Here is a 17,597-nt window from a genome sequence, read left to right as displayed (position 1 = left end):
TTGCCTGAGCAATTTTTCTACTTGCTTGAGTGAAGAGGAGCAGCGCGTGATGACGCAGGCGGGCATCGGCCGGAGGGCGGGGGCCCTGATCGCGGCGGCCGCGGCGGTGGGAGCGGTCGTGGCGCTTCCCGGGCAGGCCGTGGCGCTTCCCGCACAGACGGCGGCCGCGGGCGCGGCGAACGCGGCCGAGGGGCGTGCGGGCCTCGGGGGCGCCGGGAACGCCGTCGCGGGGCGTGCGGGCGCCGAGGGGGCTCTTCCGCCGTACACCTTCGACAGCTCCGCCCAGCGGGTCCAGGGCGCCGCCTCCAGCTCGGACGCCGTGGAGCTGAGGACCGGGCAGACCTACCGCGACACGCTCAAGAGGAACGGCAAGGTCTACTACCGGGTCAACCTCGATCAGCAGAACGCGTACGTCTCCGTCGTCGCGGTGCCGAGGGCCGGCGGGAAGGTCGAGTACGGCGACGGCTTCAAGGTGAGCATGCAGGACGGCTCTGGCACCGAATGCGGATACCAGCAGGCGAACTTCTCCTCCAGCGAGTTCACCCGGCCGCTCGCCGCGTACGCCCGCCGCGAGATCAAGGCCGACAGCTCCACCTGCCAGCGTGCCGGGGCCTACTACGTGCTCGTCGAGCGCGAGTCGAAGACGAGCACGGACGACTGGGAGCTGGAGATCCGCCACGCGTCCGAGCCCGTGCTGAAGAAGGCCGGCCCGACCGAGCTGCCCGAGGTCTGGGCCTCCGGCACGCCCGGGCCGCCCGCGGGCGGCCCGCAGCCGCGGCAGGGCGGCTCCGGCGTCCACGACGCCACCTCGCTGGCGCAGGGCGAGTGGCGGTCCGACATCCGGCCCGGCCAGACGCTCTTCTACCGGGTGCCGGTCGACTGGGGGCAGCAGCTGTTCGCCACCGCCGAACTCGGCAGCAGCGCCGCCGGCGACGAGTACGTCGGCCACGCCCTGGTCCTCTCCCTGGAGAACCCCGCCCTCGGGCACGTCGACGAGAACACCGTCAGCTACAGCGGCAAGCCCGCGACGCTCGCGCTGGACGCGCTGCGGCCGGTGGCCCACGAGAACCGCGGCTCGTACGACGAGGCCACCAACGGGATGCGCTTCGCGGGCTGGTACTACCTGTCGGCCACGCTCAACCCGGACATGGCCAAGGAGTACGGGGACGGGACCGTGCCGCTGACCCTGCGGGTCTCGCTGCGGGGCGACGCGAAGCCGGGGCCCGGGTACGACGGGGACCCCGCGCGGTTCAGCGTGACCGCCGACGACAAGGAAGCGGCGGAGAAGGGCGTCTCGGGGGCGCAGGCGACGTCGGGGAGCGACTCCATGCGGGTCGTCGCGGCGGCCGGGATCGGCAGCGGGACGGTTCTGCTGCTCGGACTCGGCGGATGGACGCTGGTGGCGCGGAGGCGGGCGGCGGCGTAACCGGGGGCGGGCCCCGCCGCGTAGCCGGGGGCCGGGCGCTCTCAGGTCTGCGCGAGGGCCCAGAAGCCGACCGCGAAGCAGAGCAGCGCGAGCAGCAGGACCGGGATCGCGACCTTCGGGGGCGGTCCCGGTCGGCGTACCGGGGCGGGGGCGGAGGCTCCCGCCGGGACCCCGACGGGGGCCGTGTGCTGAGCGGGAACCTGAACGGGTCGGGCGGTGTATGGATGAGTAGGGGCTTGTCCGTACGGCACCGCCGAGGTCGGTGCCCGGTCGAAGGAGGGGGTCGGGTGGCCGACCGGCGGGGGCAGGTGGAAGCTGCCCGTCTCGGAGGGCCCGGGCAGCGGCGCGGGAGCCGCGGCCGGGGCGGCGAGCGGAGTCGTGGCCGGAGTGGAGGACGGGGCCGTGGCCGGGGCTGCGAAGGGGGCCGTGGCCGGGTGTGGGGTCTGGTAGTGCGGCTGTGGGGGGTGCTGGGGCTGCTGAGGCGGTACGGGTGCGTTGGCGGGCGTCGGGGCGGCGCCGGGGGGCACGCCGGGTGCGGCGGGCGTCGAGGCGCTCGTGGGGGTGCTCCGGGCGGCCGTGGCCGCCCCGTCGGCAGGGCCGGTGGGTGCGGCGGTGCCGGCGGGGCCCGTCGGGCCCTGGGGGCCGAAGCCGGACGGCAGGGGCCCGAGTTGGTCGAAGATCTCGACCCGATCCTCGTCGGGGCGCGGCTCGGGCAGCATGTCGGCGGCGGCGGCCAGGGCCTTGCGCGCGCCCGTGGCCGTCCGGAAGCGGGCCTGCGGATCGGGCTGCAGCAGACCGGCGAGCACCTGCCACAGGGGCTCCGGGATGCCCTCGGGGGCGCCGGGAGTGCCGTGGGTGAGGAAATGCCCGACCAGGGCCTGCGAGTCCGGCTTGCGGCCCTGGAGCAGATAGAGGGCGACCAGGCCGACGGCGAAGAGGTCGGCGGTGAAGTCGGGTTCGGCACCGAGGAGCTGCTCGGGTGCGAAGTAACCGGGCGTGCCCACCACGTAGTTGGTCTCGGTGAGGCGGGGCTCGCCCTTGCGCATGGAGATGCCGAAGTCGGACAGCCGCAGATGCGGCCGCCCGGTCCCGGTGACGTCCATCAGGATGTTCGCGGGCTTGATGTCGCGGTGCACGACCCCCTCGGCGTGCACCGTGGCCAGGCCCGAGAGCAGCTGGTCGAGCAGGACGCAGACGAACCGGGGCGGCAGCGGGCCGTAGTCGCCGATGACGTGCGCCAGAGAACCACCGGCGACCAGGTCCATGGTGAACAGGACCTTGTCGTCGTCGGCGGCCCAGCTGGCCGGGGCGAGGACGTGCGGATGGTCGATCCGCAGCGCCTGCTCCCGGACGAACCGGAGCAGCGTGTGCGCGTCGCTCTGCAGGAGCACTTTGGCCGCCACATAGCGGCGGCGCCGGTGGTCCCAGGCGCGCCACACGGCGCCCGCCCCGCCCCGTCCGATCGGGTCGACCAGCTCGTACCGCCCAGCGAATACCTCACCCATCGTGCTGTGTCCGCTCCCCGTTGCCTCGTCTGCGGGCGGTGCCGGCCGGCTGCCGACCGCGTCAGTTCTGGTGCGACTCGTAGTGCGCGACCGCGTCCGCGGTCCGCCCCGCGCCGTACACCCGGAGGAACTCTGCCAGTTCCGGGTGGGCCGGGGCGAGGGAGTCGGCGGCGTCGATGATGTCGCCGGCCGCGGCTACGGAGCGCAGCAGCGACTGGATCTCGCGGACCACGCGGCGGACGGTCGGTGCGCCGGAGCCGGTGGCGGGCTGCCCGGTGCTGGTGAGGACGGAGCCGCCCTGCGACTTCTTGACCTCGTCCATCCGGTCGGTGGCCTCGGCCGCGCTGACGGTGCCGTCGGCGACCTGCACGGCGAGTTCCTGGAGCGCCTGGACGCGCTGGACGACGGCCGGGTTCCCGATCTTGGCCCGCTGGCCGCTCATCAGCTGGGACAGCATGGGCGCTGACAATCCGAGCACGGCCGCGAGCCTGGCCTGATTGAGTCCGAGATCGTCGATCAGCCGACGGAAGAGCGCCCCCAGCGGCTCTCCGTACCAACTGCGCTGAAGCTCTCTGGCTCGCGCCGTGGCTTCCTGCTGCGCTGCGTCCATTTCTTCTCCCCATCCCTAGGTTCGCCACTGCGAACCTCGCTCAGCATCTTACGGAGAGTGGTCGCCGACCGGGAGTCCCAATCCTTTTGCCGGGCATGGGGGGTGACCCGGTACGCTGTTCTCGTTCCGGGGCCTTAGCTCAGTTGGTAGAGCGCTGTCTTTGCATGGCAGATGTCAGGGGTTCGACTCCCCTAGGCTCCACAACAGGCACCCCCTGTGAACTGCGGAAACGCAGTTCACAGGGGGTGTTTTCGTATGCCGGTCCGGGTCCGCCCGCGCGGTCGATCCGTCGGGACCCGTGTGCCGCCCGCCGTTCCCGGCCGCCGCGAGGCGGGGCGAAGGGGGTGGGAATCCGTCCAGGACGGCCGTGGGTGCCGTGCTTGCTTCCGGTCCCGAAGGGTCCGCTGGTCCGGACGGGTGGTGTTCATCGGAAGAACTGCGCGACGGCGGCGACGTTCCGTGGAAAACGGGCGCGCATCCACATCATGAGGAAAGTACGTAAAGCGCGCAAACCGAAATGAACCATTCGAGATCGTCACGAAAGTGAGGGGCCATGGCCACCGCCAAGGTCAAGCAGTTCTGGACCGCCTTCATCTCCGTCCTCTTCGCCCTGCTCGCCTCCGTCGGCCTGGCGAGCACCGCCGCCGCGACCCAGCAGCCCGCCGTCCAGCAGCCGGAGGAGCCGGCCGGCCCCACCACGGCCGCGCCCGTCGCCGGGGAGAAGCGGGCCGCGCTCGCCTCCGTACCGGCACAGAGGGCTCACCGCCGGCCGCTCGTCGGGGACCGCTCCCTGCCGCCCACGATCAAGCAGCGCATCGCCGCCGAGGCCCACGGTTCCTCTCCCGCCACCCGCAGCCGCTCCGCCGCCGGCGTCACCGCCGCTGCCGAGAACGACGAGCCGGCCGCGCTGACCGAGCTGGCGCTCGCCGCGGCGGCGTAGGGCGTGGGGAGACGACGATGCGCACTCCCCGCACCCGTTCCCGTTCCCGAACCCGTTCCTGCACCCGTTCCCGTAACCGTGTCCGCCCTTCCTCGTACGACTCCGACTCGTACGATCCGGCAGGACCCGGCAGGAATCCGCAGACGGAACTCGCAGGACCCGCAGGCCTCGCAGGACCCGCAGGCCTCGCAGGACTCGCAGAACCGGAAGAAACCCGCAGGACCCGCAGTACGGCAAGAACCCGCAGGACCCGCAGTACGGCAAGAACCCGCAGGACTCGGCATGACCCCGCGGGACACCGCGGGAACCAGGACCCCGGCAGACTTCGGCAGGGCCCTGGTCACACGCGGTAGGACCTCGGCAGTACCCAGCAGTACCCCGGTCGGTCAGCGGCGCTCGTCGCGATCGGCGGCTTCCTCGGCGGCGGCAGCGGCTTCGGCCTCGGTCTCCTTGGCCTCCACCTCCGGGTCGAGGGCATCCCCACCCTCGTCGTAGGACGTCAGTACGGAACCCTCCTCTTCCACCTCGGTGGCGGCGGGCGGCTCGACCAGCCAGTCGGGATTGGCCTGCTTGTCCCACCACTTCCAGGCGGCGAACGCGCCGCCGACGAGAACGCCCAGGACCAGGAGGCCCTTGGCGAGGCGTCCGGCCCGTGCCTGACGCTCGTGCTTCTTCGCGATCTTCTGGATCTCCTCCGGTGTCACCTGACCGCGCAGTGCGGCCCAGGCGGCAGTCGAACGCGACCCGGCCTCATCGAGGACGGGACCTGTCGCGGCGACCGCCTGCTCGACACGCGGAACGGTGTAATCGGCCGCCTGACGGTAGGCCCAGCGGGTCTTGACCGCCGCAGTGTGTGCGGCTGCGTCGACCCGCGGCGGTACATGCGGTGCGACATACGAGTCGTACTGCGCACGAGCCTGCGCCCGGGCCTGGTGAGCGGCCTTGGAGACCTTCGGCGCGATCAGCACACGCGCCTCATGGGCGTAGTGCGCGGCCTGGTCCTTTGCCGTGCCGGCGTACGGCGCCACCACTTCCGCGGCGTGCAGGACGCTCTCCTTCGCCGAATCTGACGCGGCGCGCACGCTGTCCATGCGGGTCACGGGATTCCTCCTCCTCGGTGGCGACGATGTCGGTTTTTCGCCTTTCCATCCTTTTCGAAATCATGCCCCCCGGAGCCAGGTACGGCATGTGGGGTGGGCATCCGGGGCATGCGAGGATCGGACACGCCAGAGACAGACGTGACGTGACGCGACATGACGTGGACGGAAGGCGACCGTGGCCGAGCAGTTGTACGCGACCCTCAAGACCAGCCTGGGTGACATCGAGGTGCGGCTGATGCCGTTCCACGCCCCGAAGACGGTCAGGAACTTCGTCGAGCTCGCCGGCGGTGAGCGCGAGTGGACGCACCCTGCGACCGGCACGGTCTCCTCGGAGCCGCTCTACGACGGCACGGTCTTCCACCGGGTCATCAAGGGCTTCATGATCCAGGCGGGCGATCCGCTCGGGAACGGCACGGGCGGTCCCGGCTACGAGTTCGCCGACGAGTTCCACCCCGAGCTCTTCTTCGACCGTCCCTACCTGCTGGCCATGGCCAACGCCGGTCCGGGCACCAACGGCTCGCAGTTCTTCGTCACCGTCGCTCCCGCGACCTGGCTGAACCGCAAGCACACCATCTTCGGCGAGGTCGTGGACGGCGCGAGCCGGAAGGTCGTGGACGCGATCGCGGCCACCGCGACCGACCCGCACACCGAGCGACCGCTGCAGGACGTGGTCATCGAGTCCGTGGTGATCGAGAAGCGCTGAGGCGGAAGGGACGGCACCTCTCATGGAACCGAAACCCTCCGAGGACAAGCGCGCCGGTCTGCCGCGCTGCTACCGCCACCCCGAGGTGGAGACCGGCATCCGCTGCACACGCTGCGAGAAGCCGATCTGCCCGTCGTGCATGGTCTCCGCCTCCGTCGGCTTCCAGTGCCCCGACTGCGTGCGCAACGGGTCGGGGACGGGCCACGCCGCCGACGCCAACCAGCCGCGGACGCTCGCGGGCGGCCGGGTCGCGGCGGACGACCGCCTCGTCACCAAGATCCTCATCGGAATCAACCTCGCGGTGTACCTGGCCGTACTCGTGTTCGGGGATCGGCTCGTCGACGAGCTCGTCCTCATCGGCTACGCCTACAGCCCGTCGCTCGGCGAGCTGGTCGGGGTCGCCGACGGCGAGTGGTACCGGCTGCTGACCTCGACCGTCCTCCACCAGGAGGTCTGGCACATCCTCTTCAACGTGCTGGGCCTGTGGGTGATCGGCGGGATCGTCGAGCCCGAGCTGGGCCGGATCCGGTACGCGGCCCTGTGCCTGCTCTCCGGTCTCTCCGGCTCCGTGCTGGCGTACCTCGTCGCCGCGCAGAACCAGCCCTCGCTCGGCGCCTCCGGCGTGGTCTACGGCCTGATCGGCGCGTGGGTGGTGCTCGCCCGCCGGCGGCGTCACGACATGCGGCCGGTGATCCTTTTCGTGGCCCTGTCGCTGCTCATGACGTTCACCCGACCGGGGATCTCCTGGGAGGCCCACGTCGGCGGTCTGGTCGCGGGCCTCGTGGTGACGTACGCGCTCGTGCACGCGCCGAGGGCCTGCCGGGACCTGGTGCAGTACGGGGCGCTGGCCCTGGTGCTGCTGCTCGACGTGGGGATCGTGCTGGCCCGCACCGCGACGCTCACCTGAGCGCACAGGGCTGTGGACGAGCTTCTCTGTGAGCTTTCCCCAGAGTTATCCACAGTGCGTGGCGGCCTCTCCCCGCTCTGTGGGGAAAGACTGCGCCCCTCGCCTCTGACCTGGTACTTCTCCAGGGAGGCGAGGGGCGTTGCGGTCTCCGGCGAGGGTGATTCCGGTCATACCGGCGTCAACCTCGTGCGAGTTATCCACAGATCTTCGTAAGTTATCCAGTGCTGTGCACAACGCTGTGGATAAGTTCAGGGGAGAGCTTGACGAGCAGCCGGTACGGACGCTAGACGGCGGCCGTACCCCTGCTGTTCTCCGCTACTTCCACTGCGTCGAGACGCCGAAGCCGGCCGCGATGAAGCCGAAGCCCACCACGATGTTCCAGTTCCGGATCGACTCGATCGGCATCGAACCGTCGGTGACGTAGAAGACCACGATCCACACCAGACCGATGGCGAACAGCGCGAGCATCACAGGCGCCACCCAGCTGCGGTTGGTCAGCTTGATCGAGGTGGCCTGCTTCGCCGGCGGGGGCGTGAAGTCGGCCTTCTTGCGGATCCGTGACTTCGGCACGAGGGACTCTCCTGTCGATGCGCTGCGTGACCGCGCAGGGAACTGTGGCTGGCGCCGGGATGTGACGAAGGAGGACGACTGCGTCCCCCAGGCGTCCGTTAGCGTAGTGGTTCCGCGGCACCGAAGGGGATCAGGGTACGTTGAGCAATTCCGCCGGCACTCCCGAAGGACCTGGCCGCACCGCGAGGTGGCGCCCCGTCCGGGTGCTCACCCTTGCCGTTTTCGCCCTCGCCGGACTGATCTTCGTCACGAGCTTCAACACCGCCAAGGGCACGAACATCCGCACCGACGCCTCACTCCTGCGGCTCTCCGACCTGATCGAGGAGCGCAGCCACAAGAACGCGGGCCTCGACGAGTCCACCTCCGCCCTCCGCTCCCAGGTCGACTCGCTCGCCGCCCGCGACGACGGCTCCACGCGCGCGGAGGACGCGAAACTCGACGCGCTCGAAGCGGCGGCGGGCACCACCGAGGTCTCCGGCTCCGGTCTCACCGTCACCCTCAACGACGCCCCGCCGAACGCCCAGGCCGCCCCCGGCTACCCCGAGCCGCAGGCCAACGACCTGGTCATCCACCAGCAGGACCTGCAGGCCGTCGTCAACGCCCTGTGGCAGGGCGGCGCCGAGGGCATCCGGGTCATGGACCAGCGGCTCATCTCCACCAGCGCCGTGCGCTGCGTCGGCAACACCCTGATCCTCCAGGGCCGCGTCTACTCGCCCCCGTACAAGATCACCGCCGTCGGTGACCGGGGGAAGCTGACCAGGGCGCTCGCGGGCTCCCCGGCGATCCAGAACTACCAGCTGTACGTGAAGGCGTACGGGCTCGGCTGGAAAGTCGACGAGCACAGGGCGGTGACTCTTCCCGGGTACTCGGGCACAGTGGACCTCCACCAAGCGAAGCCGGTGGGCTGACACCCCGCACGCACGGCCGGGGTGGCACCGCCGCGAGCCGACTGCGGGAGGGGCGCTTGCGTCTCGTCGTGAGGACCTTCAGCGAGCTGTGCATCACCGTCGGCGCCCTGATCGTCCTCTTCGTCGTGTACGTCCTGTACTGGACCGGGATCCAGGCCGCGAGCGCGAGCGCCGGCCAGATCGACACCCTCCAGCGCGAGTGGACCGCCACCCCGGTCCGGACCGCCGCCCCCGCACCCGGAGCCGTCCCCGCAGCCGTGCCGTACACCCCCGGCAAGGGCATCGCCGTCATGTACGTCCCCCGACTCGGCAAGGACTGGAAGTGGCCCGTCCTCCAGGGCACCGGGGTCGGCACCCTGAAGAAGGGGCTCGGCCACTACGCCGGGACCGCCCGCCTCGGCGCGACCGGGAACTTCGCCGTCGCCGGCCACCGCCGCACCTACGGAGATCCCTTCAAGGACTTCCCGCGGCTGCGCGAGGGCGACGCGATCGTCCTCACCGACGGGACGACCTGGTTCACCTACCGCGTCGACCGCGCCCCCTACCGGACCGTGCCCACCGATGTCGGCGTCATCGACCCCGTCCCCGCGAAGTCCGGGTTCGACGGGCCCGGCCGCTATCTCACCCTCACCACCTGCGAACCCGAGTGGGGCAGCAGCCACCGGCTCGTGGTCTGGGCGCACCTCGACGCCACCCGGCCGGTCGCCGACGGTCGTCCACAGGCTTTGGACAGCTGACCCCCCGCGGCCCCCTCGCCCCGTACTCTGGTCCCCGTAACGAACGGAAGGGGCGGTCGACGTCATGTACGGCTGGATCTGGCGGCATCTGCCGGGCAACGCGTGGGTGCGGGCGCTGCTCTCGATCGTGCTGGTGCTCGCGGTCGTGTACGCCCTCTTCCAGTACGTGTTCCCCTGGGCGGAGCCGCTGCTTCCGTTCAACGATGTGACGGTGGACGGCCAGTGAGCGCGCGAATTCTCGTCGTCGACAACTACGACAGCTTCGTCTTCAACCTCGTTCAGTACCTCTACCAGCTCGGCGCGGAGTGCGAAGTCCTCCGCAACGACGAGGTCGAGCTGAGCCACGCCCAGGACGGCTTCGACGGCGTCCTGCTCTCGCCCGGCCCCGGCGCGCCCGAACAGGCCGGGGTCTGCATCGACATGGTCCGGCACTGCGCGGCCACCGGCGTGCCCGTCTTCGGCGTCTGCCTCGGCATGCAGTCGATGGCCGTGGCGTACGGCGGGGTCGTCGACCGGGCGCCCGAGCTGCTGCACGGCAAGACCTCCCCCGTCACCCACGAGGGGCAGGGCGTCTTCGCCGGACTGCCCTCGCCGTTCACCGCGACCCGCTACCACTCGCTGGCCGCCGAGCCCGCCGCCCTGCCGGCCGAGCTCGAGGTCACCGCGCGGACCGAGGACGGCATCATCATGGGCCTGCGCCACCGCGAACTTCCCGTCGAGGGAGTCCAGTTCCACCCCGAGTCGGTCCTCACCGAGCACGGGCACCTGATGCTCGCCAACTGGCTGGAGCAGTGCGGCGACAAGGGGGCGGTCGGACGGTCGGCGGGGCTCGCGCCGGTGGTGGGCAAGGCCGTCGCGTGACGACGGGCTCTCCGTGGTTCCGGGACACGAACGAGCCGGAGCCCGAGCCGATACCCGCGGACCCCTACGGGGTCCCCTCGCCGTACCAGGAACCGGCTCCGGCCCCGTACCCGTACCCCGAGCAGGCGGCCTACCCCGAGCCCCAGCAGGCTCAACAGCCCTACCAGGACCCCGCGCAGACGTACCAGCAGCCCTCGCAGGCGTACGGACAGCCCCCGCAGACGTACGGGCAGCCCGCGCAGACGTACCGCGAGCCCGAGCCCGTCTACGAGGCCCCCTACGCGCCCGCCTACGACGCCACCCCCGAAGCGCCCCGCCAGGACGCCCACACGCCCCCGTACGAGCCGTACGAGGCCCCTGAGGCCCCACGAGCCCCACGGCCCTCCCGTCGGCGCCCCTCGGACGACACGGCCGTTCTGGAGGCCGTGGAGGCCCTTCCCGGGACCGGCACCGGGATCGGCACCGGGACCGGTCCCGGTGCCGGCTCCGCTCCCGAGCCCCTTCCCGGGCCCGGCCGCGCCGAACGCCGCCGCGCCGCCAAGGGCGGCAGCCGGGGCAAGAGCCGCCGGGGCGGACCGCCGGCCACCCCGGGCGGCGCCACGGCCGGCACCCCGGGGGGCGCACCGCCCGCCGCACCGCTCTCCCGAGTCGAGGCCCGGCGGGCCGCCCGCGCCGCCAAGGACAGCGTCGGTGTCATCGCCAGCCGTGCGGTCGGGGAGCTGTTCATCACCTTCGGTGTGGTGATGCTGCTGTTCGTGACCTACCAGTTGTGGTGGACGAACGTGCTGGCCGGGCAGGAGACGGACCGGGCCAAGGAGCAGATCGAGGACACCTGGGCCAACGACGACGGCGCGGGGGACGACAGCAAGCCGGGGGCGTTCGAGCCCGGCGAGGGCTTCGCCATCATGTACATCCCCAAGCTCGACGTCGTCGTCCCGGTCGCCGAGGGCATCAACAAGGCGAAGGTCCTCGACAAGGGCATGGTCGGCCACTACGCCGAAGGCAGCCTCAAGACGGCCATGCCCTCCGACAAGCAGGGCAACTTCGCCGTCGCCGGCCACCGCAACACCCACGGCGAGCCGTTCCGCTACATCAACCGGCTCCAGCCCGGCGACCCCATCGTCGTCGAGACCCGCACCGCCTACTACACCTACGAGATGGCGAGCATCCTCCCGCAGACCGCGCCCTCGAACGTCTCCGTGATCGAACCCGTGCCCAAGGGCTCCGGCTTCACCGAGCCCGGCCGGTTCATCACCCTGACCACCTGCACGCCCGAGTTCACCAGCACCTACCGCATGATCGTGTGGGGCAGGCTGGTCGAGGAACGCCCGCGCAGCCAGGGAAAGCCGAAAGCGCTCGTAGGCTGAGACCCCACACCTCCGGACGGGACGACGGGACGACCTAGTGGCACGCGTGCGTAATCGGATCGCCGGAGTCATCAGCTTCTTCGGCGAACTCCTCATCACGGCGGGCCTGGTGCTCGGCCTCTTCGTCGTCTACTCCCTGTGGTGGACCAACGTCCTCGCCGACCGCGCCGCCGACCAGGACGGCGCCCAGGTCCGCGACCGCTGGGCCGACGGCCCCGGAGCGCTCGACACCAAGGACGGCATCGGCTTCCTCCACGTGCCGGCGATGGGCAACGGCGAGGTGCTGGTCAAGCAGGGCACCGAGAGCGCCATCCTCAACAACGGCGTCGCCGGCTACTACACCGACCCGATCAAGTCCGCCCTCCCGCAGGACAAGCAGGGCAACTTCACGCTCGCCGCGCACCGGGACGGACACGGCGCCAAGTTCCACAACATCCACAAGCTCAAGGACGGCGACCCGATCGTCTTCGAGTCCAAGGACACCTGGTACGTCTACAAGGTCTACAAGACCCTGCCGGAGACCACGAAGTACAACGTGGACGTCCTCCAGCCCGTCCCCGAGGAGTCGGGGAAGACGAAGCCCGGCCGCTTCATCACCCTGACCACCTGCACCCCCATGTACACCTCCGACTACCGGTACATCGTCTGGGGCGAACTGGTGCGCACGGAGAAGGTCGACCGCGACCGGACGCCTCCGGCGGAACTCCGCTGAGGCGACCGGCGCGGGCACGGCCGAGGCGATCCGCGCGGGCACGGCCGCGGCGACCGGCGCGAACAAGGGGAGAGCCCCGGCATCCACTGGATGCCGGGGCTCTCCCCTTCGAACGGTCCGACCGTCCGCACGGTCGCCGGGGCGTCAGTCGAAGATGCCGCCGATGCCACCGTTGTTGTCTCCGCCACCCTGATTGCCGCCCTGGCCGCCGCCCTGGCCGCCGCCGCCCACCGTGAAGACGGTGACGCTGTCCCCGGTCTTCACCGGCGTACCCGCGGGCGGGTTCGTGCCGAAGACCATGGCGTCCTCCTTGTCCGAACCCTGCTGGACGACCACCAGGCCGAGCGCCTCGAGCTGCGCCTTGACGTCCTTGAAGGGCCGGTTGTTCAGGTCGCCCGGGATCGGAACCTGGGTCTGCTGCGGGCCCTTGGAGACCTTCAGCGTGATCTGGGTCTCCTTGGACTGGTCCGAGGGACCACCGGGGGTCTGGTCGACGACGATGCCCGCGGGCTGGTCGGAGTCGACGTCCTCCTTGGTGATGTTCGTGAAGCCGACCCCGTTCAGCTGCTGGACGGCCTGGTCGTAGCTCCGCGTCTTCACGTCGGGGAGCTGCAGCAGCTTCTGCTTGGCGACGGTGATCGTCACCTCGGAGTTCGTCTCCGCCTTGGTGCCGCCGTCCGGATTCTGCTGCAGGACCGTGCCGGGGTCCTCGTCGGACTCCTGCTGCTCGACCTTGACCTTGAAGCCCTTGGCCTTCAGGGACTGCTCGGCGCGCTCCTGGGACTGCTCCTGGACGTCCGGAACCTCCACGAGCGGGGCGCCCTCGGAGACGTACACCTGGATCGTGGCGCCGGTGTCGATCTTCGTGGTGCCGTCTGCGGCGGGGTCCTGACGGCAGATGGCGCCCTTGGGCTGGTCGCAGCGCTCGGTGCCGGCCTCCTGGACCTTCACCTCCGCGTTGGTCGCCCGTTCCGTGGCCACCGCGACCGTCTGGCCGACCAGCTGCGGAACGGCGACCTGCCGGGTGCCGTCCTTCTTGTCGAACAGCGAGACGCCGATGAAGATCGCGCCGACGAGCACCAGGATGCCCGCGAGGGCCAGCAGGATCGTCGAGGTGTTCGACTTCTTCTGGCCTCCGCCGCGGCGGCGGTCCGGGCGGTCGTCGTAGCCGTAGCCGCCGTCGTCCGCGTTGATCGGGGGCAGCATCGACGTCTGGCCCGCCGGGTCGGCCTGGCGCAGCGCCGTCGTCGGCTGGTCCTCCGGGTAGCCGCCGTAGCCCCCGCCGTACGAGGGGGCGCCCGCCATGCCCATCCCCATGCCCATCGCGGCGGCGGCCGCGACCGGCTGACCGTCGAGGCACGCCTCGATGTCCGCGCGCATCTCGTCGGCGGACTGGTACCGGTAGTCGGGATCCTTGACCAGCGCCTTGAGGACGATGGCGTCCATCTCGGGCGTGATCTCGTGGTCGAAGTTGCTCGGCGGCTGCGGCTCCTCGCGGACGTGCTGGTACGCGACCGCGACCGGGGAGTCGCCGATGAACGGGGGACGGACGGTGAGGAGCTCGTAGAGCAGGCAGCCCGTGGAGTACAGGTCGGAGCGGGCGTCGACCTGCTCGCCCTTGGCCTGCTCGGGGGAGAGGTACTGGGCCGTGCCGATCACCGCGGCGGTCTGCGTCATGGTCATGCCGGCGTCGCCCATGGCGCGCGCGATGCCGAAGTCCATGACCTTGACCTGGCCGGTGCGCGTCAGCATGACGTTCGCCGGCTTGATGTCGCGGTGCACGATGCCGGCGCGGTGCGAGTACTCCAGTGCCTGGAGGATGCCGACCGTCATCTCGAGGGTGCGCTCGGGCAGCAGCTTGCGCCCGGAGTGCAGCAGCTCACGCAGGGTCGACCCGTCGACGTACTCCATCACGATGTACGGGATGGAGACGTTGTCGACGTAGTCCTCGCCGGTGTCGTAGACCGCGACGATCGCCGGATGGTTCAGCGAGGCGGCGGACTGTGCCTCACGGCGGAACCGGGCCTGGAAGGACGGATCACGGGCCAGGTCGGCCCGCAGCGTCTTCACGGCGACGGTGCGGCCGAGCCGGGTGTCCTGGGCGAGGTACACCTCGGCCATGCCACCACGGCCGAGCACCGAGCCCAGCTCGTACCGGCCGCCGAGGCGACGCGGCTCTTCCATAGCTAATCCAGCCCTCTCCGTCTGTCCCGACCGCACCCATGGGTGGTCCGGCGGTGTGTGCTGTTCGCGGATACGGTACCGGCCCCGGGAAGACGATCCGCCCGGGGCCGGTAGCTGATACCTGACCGGTACCTGGCATGAACGGGGCTGGGACGTCAGCTCCGGGTCTTCAGGACCGCCTTCATCACGGACTTCGCGATCGGGGCGGCGAGGCCGCCACCGCTGATGTCCTCACGCGAGGTGCCCGCCGAGTCCTCGACGATCACGGCGACCGCGACCGGGGAGCCCTCGGCGGTCTTCGCGTACGAGATGAACCAGGCGTACGGGCGCTTCGCGTTCTTGTCGCCGTGCTGGGCCGTACCCGTCTTGCCGCCGACCTTGACACCGTCCATGTTCAGGTCGGCGTTGCCGCCGGTGCCGTTCTGGACGACGCTCTCCATCATCTGCTGGAGCAGCTGCGCGTTCTCCTGCGAGACCGGGCGGCTCATCTCCTCCGGCTCGGTCTTCTTGAGCAGGTCGACGTTGGGGGCGCGCAGCTCGTCGATCATGTACGGCTTCATCAGCTTGCCGTCGTTGGCGATCGCCGCCGTGACCATCGCCATCTGGAGCGGGGTGGTCGCGGTGTTGAACTGGCCGATGGAGGAGAGGGCGTTGCCGCCGCGGTCCGCCTTCTTGTCGTAGACGGAGGCGGAGGAGCGGACGGGGGTGAACTGCTCGGCGTTGAAGCCGAACTTCTCGGCCATCTCGTTCATCTTCTCGACGCCGACGTCGTCGCCGAGCTTCGCGAAGACCGAGTTGCAGGAGATGTCGAGGGCACGCTTCAGGCTGGCGTTGGCGCAGCCCCGGGCGTGGTTGATCATCTCCCGGTTGGAGAGGGGGATCTTCCAGCCCTCGGGGGTGTCGGTCTTCGCGTCGATGTCCTTGACCTTGCCGTTCTCCAGAGCGGCGGCGGCGGTCACGACCTTGAAGACGGAACCCGGCGGGTAGATCTCACGGATCGCCCGGTTCTGCTTCGGCTTGCTCTTGTCCTGCTCCAGCGCCACCCAGGCCTTCTCGTCCTTGGCGGAGTAGCCGGCGAAGGAGGAGGGGTCGTACGAGGGGGTGGAGGCGAGCGCGAGGATCTTGCCGGTCGACGGCTCGATGGCCACGACGGCGCCGGTCTTCTTGCCCAGTCCCTCGAAGGCGGCCTTCTGCGCGGCGCCGTTGAGGGTCGTGACGACGTCGCCGCCCTTCTTCTTCTCGCCAGTGAACATGGCGAGCGTGCGGTCGAAGAAGAGCCGGTCGTCGTTGCCGGTGAGGATGCCGTCCTCGATCTTCTCGATCTGGTTGGCGTCGTAGGCCTGCGAGGCGTAACCGGTGACGGGGGCCCACATGGGGCCGTCGACATAGGTGCGCTTGAACGTGAAGTACTCGTCCCCGGAGTCCACCGAGCCGGTGATCGGCTTGCCGTCGACGATGATGTTGCCGCGCTCGTTCGCGTAGCGCTCGATCTGCACCCGGCGGTTCTTGGGGTGGGCGTTCAACTCGTCGGCACGGACGAACTGGAGCCAGTTGTCGCGCACGAGCAGGGCGAGGATGAGCAGGCCGCAGAAGATCGCGACCCGGCGCAGCGGCTTGTTCACGGACGGACCACCTGGGTCATCTCGGCGTCGGGGGACGGGGCGGGCGCGGGCGCGGGGCGCCGCGCGGTGTCGCTGATCCGGATCAGGATGCCGATCAGGGCCCAGTTGGCGATCACGGAGGATCCGCCGTACGCGAGGAACGGCATCGTCATACCGGTGAGCGGGATGAGGCCCATCACACCGCCGGCGACGACGAAGATCTGGAGCGCGAACGCGCCGGAGAGGCCCATCGCGAGCAGCTTGCCGAAGGGGTCGCGGGCGGCGAGCGAGGTGCGGATACCGCGCTCGACGATCAGCCCGTAGAAGAGCAGGAAGACCATCACACCGGCGAGTCCGAGCTCCTCGCCGACCGTGGCGAAGATGAAGTCGGAGTTGGCGGCGAACTGGATCAGGTCGGAGTTGCCCTGGCCGAGACCGGTGCCGAGGATGCCGCCGGAGCCGAAGGACATCAGCACCTGGGTCATCTGGTCACAGGCGTACGCCATGTTAGTGCCGGGGGGCGCCGTCTTCAGGCACTCGAACGGGTCGAGCCAGGCCGCCACTCGGGACTGCACGTGGCTCGCCGTGGAGCCGACGATCACGGCACCGGCGACGGCCATCAGCAGACCCATGACGATCCAGCTGGTCCGCTCGGTCGCCACGTACAGCATGATCACGAACATGCCGAAGAACAGCAGCGACGTACCCAGGTCGTTCTCGAAGACCAGGATGAGGAGGCTGACCGCCCAGATCGTGATGATCGGGCCCAGGTCGCGCCCGCGGGGCAGGTAGAGCCCCATGAAGCGGCGGCTGGCCAGCGCCAGGGCGTCCCGCTTCACCATCAGGTAGCCGGAGAAGAACACCGCCAGGACCAGCTTCGCGAACTCGCCCGGCTGGATGGAGAAGCCGCCGACGCGGATCCAGATCTTGGCACCGAAGACGTCCGCGCCGAGGCCGGGGACGAGCGGCAGCAGCAGCAGCACGAGCGCCACGACCATGGAGATGTACGTGTACCGCTGGAGGACCCGGTGGTCCTTCAGGAGCAGCAGCACGCCCACGAACATGGCGATGCCGATGGCGGAGTACATCATCTGGTTCGGTGCGGACGCGCTGAACGCGCCGTACTGGCGCTTCGCCAGGGCGATCAGCCGCGGCGACTGGTCCAGCCGCCAGATCAGCACCAGGCCCATGCCGTTGAGCAGGGTCGCCAGGGGCAGCAGCAGCGGGTCCGAGTACGGGGCCCACTTCCGCACCACGAGGTGCGCGACGCCCGCGAGCAGCGCCAGCCCGAGCCCGTACCCGAGCATGCCGGCCGGGACCTTGCCGTCGATGGCCAGGCCCACGTTGAGGTAGGCGAACACCGGGATGATGACGGCGAACGCCAGCAGCGCCAGCTCGGTGTTGCGGCGGCTCGGCGCTTCGATCGCGCCGATGGTGGTCGTGTTGGTGACAACGCTCATGGTGGT

General features: G+C 70.3%; 17 protein-coding genes and 1 tRNA gene. 11 read left to right on the top strand and 7 right to left on the bottom strand.

Annotation, left to right across the window (positions count from 1 at the left end; translation table 11 throughout):
- Nucleotides 1-49: 49 nt before the first annotated feature.
- Nucleotides 50-1,426 carry a hypothetical protein gene (locus tag AMK27_RS18255; RefSeq protein WP_241847548.1) on the top strand — a complete coding sequence of 459 codons (1,377 nt, stop codon included), beginning with the start codon at nucleotides 50-52 and terminating at the stop codon, nucleotides 1,424-1,426.
- 41 nt (nucleotides 1,427-1,467) lie between these two features.
- Here AMK27_RS18255 and AMK27_RS18250 read toward each other — a convergent pair whose 3' ends face one another.
- Nucleotides 1,468-2,931 carry a serine/threonine-protein kinase gene (locus AMK27_RS18250; RefSeq protein ID WP_073908685.1) on the bottom strand — a complete coding sequence of 488 codons (1,464 nt, stop codon included), beginning with the start codon at nucleotides 2,929-2,931 and terminating at the stop codon, nucleotides 1,468-1,470.
- A 61-nt stretch (nucleotides 2,932-2,992) separates the two neighbouring features.
- Nucleotides 2,993-3,541, bottom strand: coding sequence for a helix-turn-helix domain-containing protein (locus AMK27_RS18245; RefSeq protein ID WP_055601717.1), 549 nt, complete (start codon nucleotides 3,539-3,541; stop codon nucleotides 2,993-2,995).
- Between the two features lie 128 nt (nucleotides 3,542-3,669).
- Between AMK27_RS18245 and AMK27_RS18240 the strand changes: the two genes are divergently transcribed.
- Nucleotides 3,670-3,742, top strand: a tRNA-Ala gene (locus AMK27_RS18240).
- 352 nt (nucleotides 3,743-4,094) lie between these two features.
- Nucleotides 4,095-4,481, top strand: coding sequence for a DUF6344 domain-containing protein (locus tag AMK27_RS18235; RefSeq protein WP_073908682.1), 387 nt, complete (start codon nucleotides 4,095-4,097; stop codon nucleotides 4,479-4,481).
- A 386-nt stretch (nucleotides 4,482-4,867) separates the two neighbouring features.
- Here the strand turns inward: AMK27_RS18235 and AMK27_RS18230 are convergent, their stop codons facing one another.
- Entirely contained in the window at nucleotides 4,868-5,581 is a 714-nt protein-coding gene (locus AMK27_RS18230) for a DUF5324 family protein (protein ID WP_073908679.1), read from the bottom strand.
- A gap of 175 nt (nucleotides 5,582-5,756) precedes the next feature.
- Here AMK27_RS18230 and AMK27_RS18225 point away from each other — a divergent pair, with 175 nt between their 5' ends.
- Entirely contained in the window at nucleotides 5,757-6,284 is a 528-nt protein-coding gene (locus AMK27_RS18225) for a peptidylprolyl isomerase (RefSeq protein WP_073908676.1), read from the top strand.
- A 22-nt stretch (nucleotides 6,285-6,306) separates the two neighbouring features.
- Nucleotides 6,307-7,191, top strand: a complete 885-nt coding sequence (locus AMK27_RS18220) for a rhomboid family intramembrane serine protease (RefSeq protein ID WP_073908672.1) — start codon at nucleotides 6,307-6,309, stop codon at nucleotides 7,189-7,191.
- 315 nt (nucleotides 7,192-7,506) lie between these two features.
- Here AMK27_RS18220 and crgA read toward each other — a convergent pair whose 3' ends face one another.
- Nucleotides 7,507-7,761, bottom strand: a complete 255-nt coding sequence (crgA, locus tag AMK27_RS18215; protein WP_030321260.1) for a cell division protein CrgA — start codon at nucleotides 7,759-7,761, stop codon at nucleotides 7,507-7,509.
- Between the two features lie 140 nt (nucleotides 7,762-7,901).
- On the opposite strand from crgA, the gene AMK27_RS18210 reads away from it, so the two are divergent.
- From AMK27_RS18210 to AMK27_RS18190, 6 genes are all read left to right on the top strand, one after another.
- Nucleotides 7,902-8,669: a DUF881 domain-containing protein gene (locus AMK27_RS18210; RefSeq protein ID WP_073908667.1), complete on the top strand. Its 768-nt coding sequence runs from the start codon at nucleotides 7,902-7,904 to the stop codon at nucleotides 8,667-8,669.
- A gap of 56 nt (nucleotides 8,670-8,725) precedes the next feature.
- Complete coding sequence (locus AMK27_RS18205) at nucleotides 8,726-9,406, top strand: class E sortase (protein WP_073908664.1); 681 nt, start codon at nucleotides 8,726-8,728, stop codon at nucleotides 9,404-9,406.
- 64 nt (nucleotides 9,407-9,470) lie between these two features.
- Entirely contained in the window at nucleotides 9,471-9,632 is a 162-nt protein-coding gene (locus tag AMK27_RS43055; RefSeq protein ID WP_143204864.1) for a DUF4175 domain-containing protein, read from the top strand.
- Complete coding sequence (locus AMK27_RS18200; protein ID WP_073908659.1) at nucleotides 9,629-10,267, top strand: aminodeoxychorismate/anthranilate synthase component II; 639 nt, start codon at nucleotides 9,629-9,631, stop codon at nucleotides 10,265-10,267. Before AMK27_RS43055 ends, AMK27_RS18200 begins: the two co-directional genes overlap by 4 nt.
- Entirely contained in the window at nucleotides 10,264-11,634 is a 1,371-nt protein-coding gene (locus AMK27_RS18195) for a class E sortase (RefSeq protein ID WP_073908654.1), read from the top strand. The genes AMK27_RS18200 and AMK27_RS18195 overlap by 4 nt, the downstream gene beginning before the upstream one ends.
- A gap of 37 nt (nucleotides 11,635-11,671) precedes the next feature.
- The gene (locus AMK27_RS18190; protein WP_073908651.1) at nucleotides 11,672-12,346 is read left to right on the top strand and encodes a class E sortase; all 675 of its coding nucleotides are present in this window, start codon (nucleotides 11,672-11,674) and stop codon (nucleotides 12,344-12,346) included.
- Between the two features lie 144 nt (nucleotides 12,347-12,490).
- On the opposite strand, the gene pknB is transcribed toward AMK27_RS18190, so the two are convergent.
- The 3 genes from pknB to AMK27_RS18170 all read right to left on the bottom strand — a co-directional run bounded on the left by pknB (nucleotide 12,491) and on the right by AMK27_RS18170 (nucleotide 17,591).
- Nucleotides 12,491-14,530 carry a Stk1 family PASTA domain-containing Ser/Thr kinase gene (pknB, locus tag AMK27_RS18185; RefSeq protein ID WP_073908648.1) on the bottom strand — a complete coding sequence of 680 codons (2,040 nt, stop codon included), beginning with the start codon at nucleotides 14,528-14,530 and terminating at the stop codon, nucleotides 12,491-12,493.
- Nucleotides 14,531-14,685: 155 nt separating this feature from the next.
- Nucleotides 14,686-16,152, bottom strand: a complete 1,467-nt coding sequence (locus AMK27_RS18175; RefSeq protein WP_073908646.1) for a peptidoglycan D,D-transpeptidase FtsI family protein — start codon at nucleotides 16,150-16,152, stop codon at nucleotides 14,686-14,688.
- Nucleotides 16,149-17,591 carry an FtsW/RodA/SpoVE family cell cycle protein gene (locus AMK27_RS18170; RefSeq protein ID WP_073908643.1) on the bottom strand — a complete coding sequence of 481 codons (1,443 nt, stop codon included), beginning with the start codon at nucleotides 17,589-17,591 and terminating at the stop codon, nucleotides 16,149-16,151. The genes AMK27_RS18175 and AMK27_RS18170 overlap by 4 nt, the downstream gene beginning before the upstream one ends.
- Nucleotides 17,592-17,597: the final 6 nt, after the last annotated feature.

It is taken from the genome of Streptomyces sp. CB02009 (genome assembly GCF_001905825.1).
GTDB lineage: Bacteria > Actinomycetota > Actinomycetes > Streptomycetales > Streptomycetaceae > Streptomyces.
The sequence above is the reverse complement of the archived record's forward strand: the minus strand, read 5'-3'. Positions and strand labels throughout refer to the sequence as shown.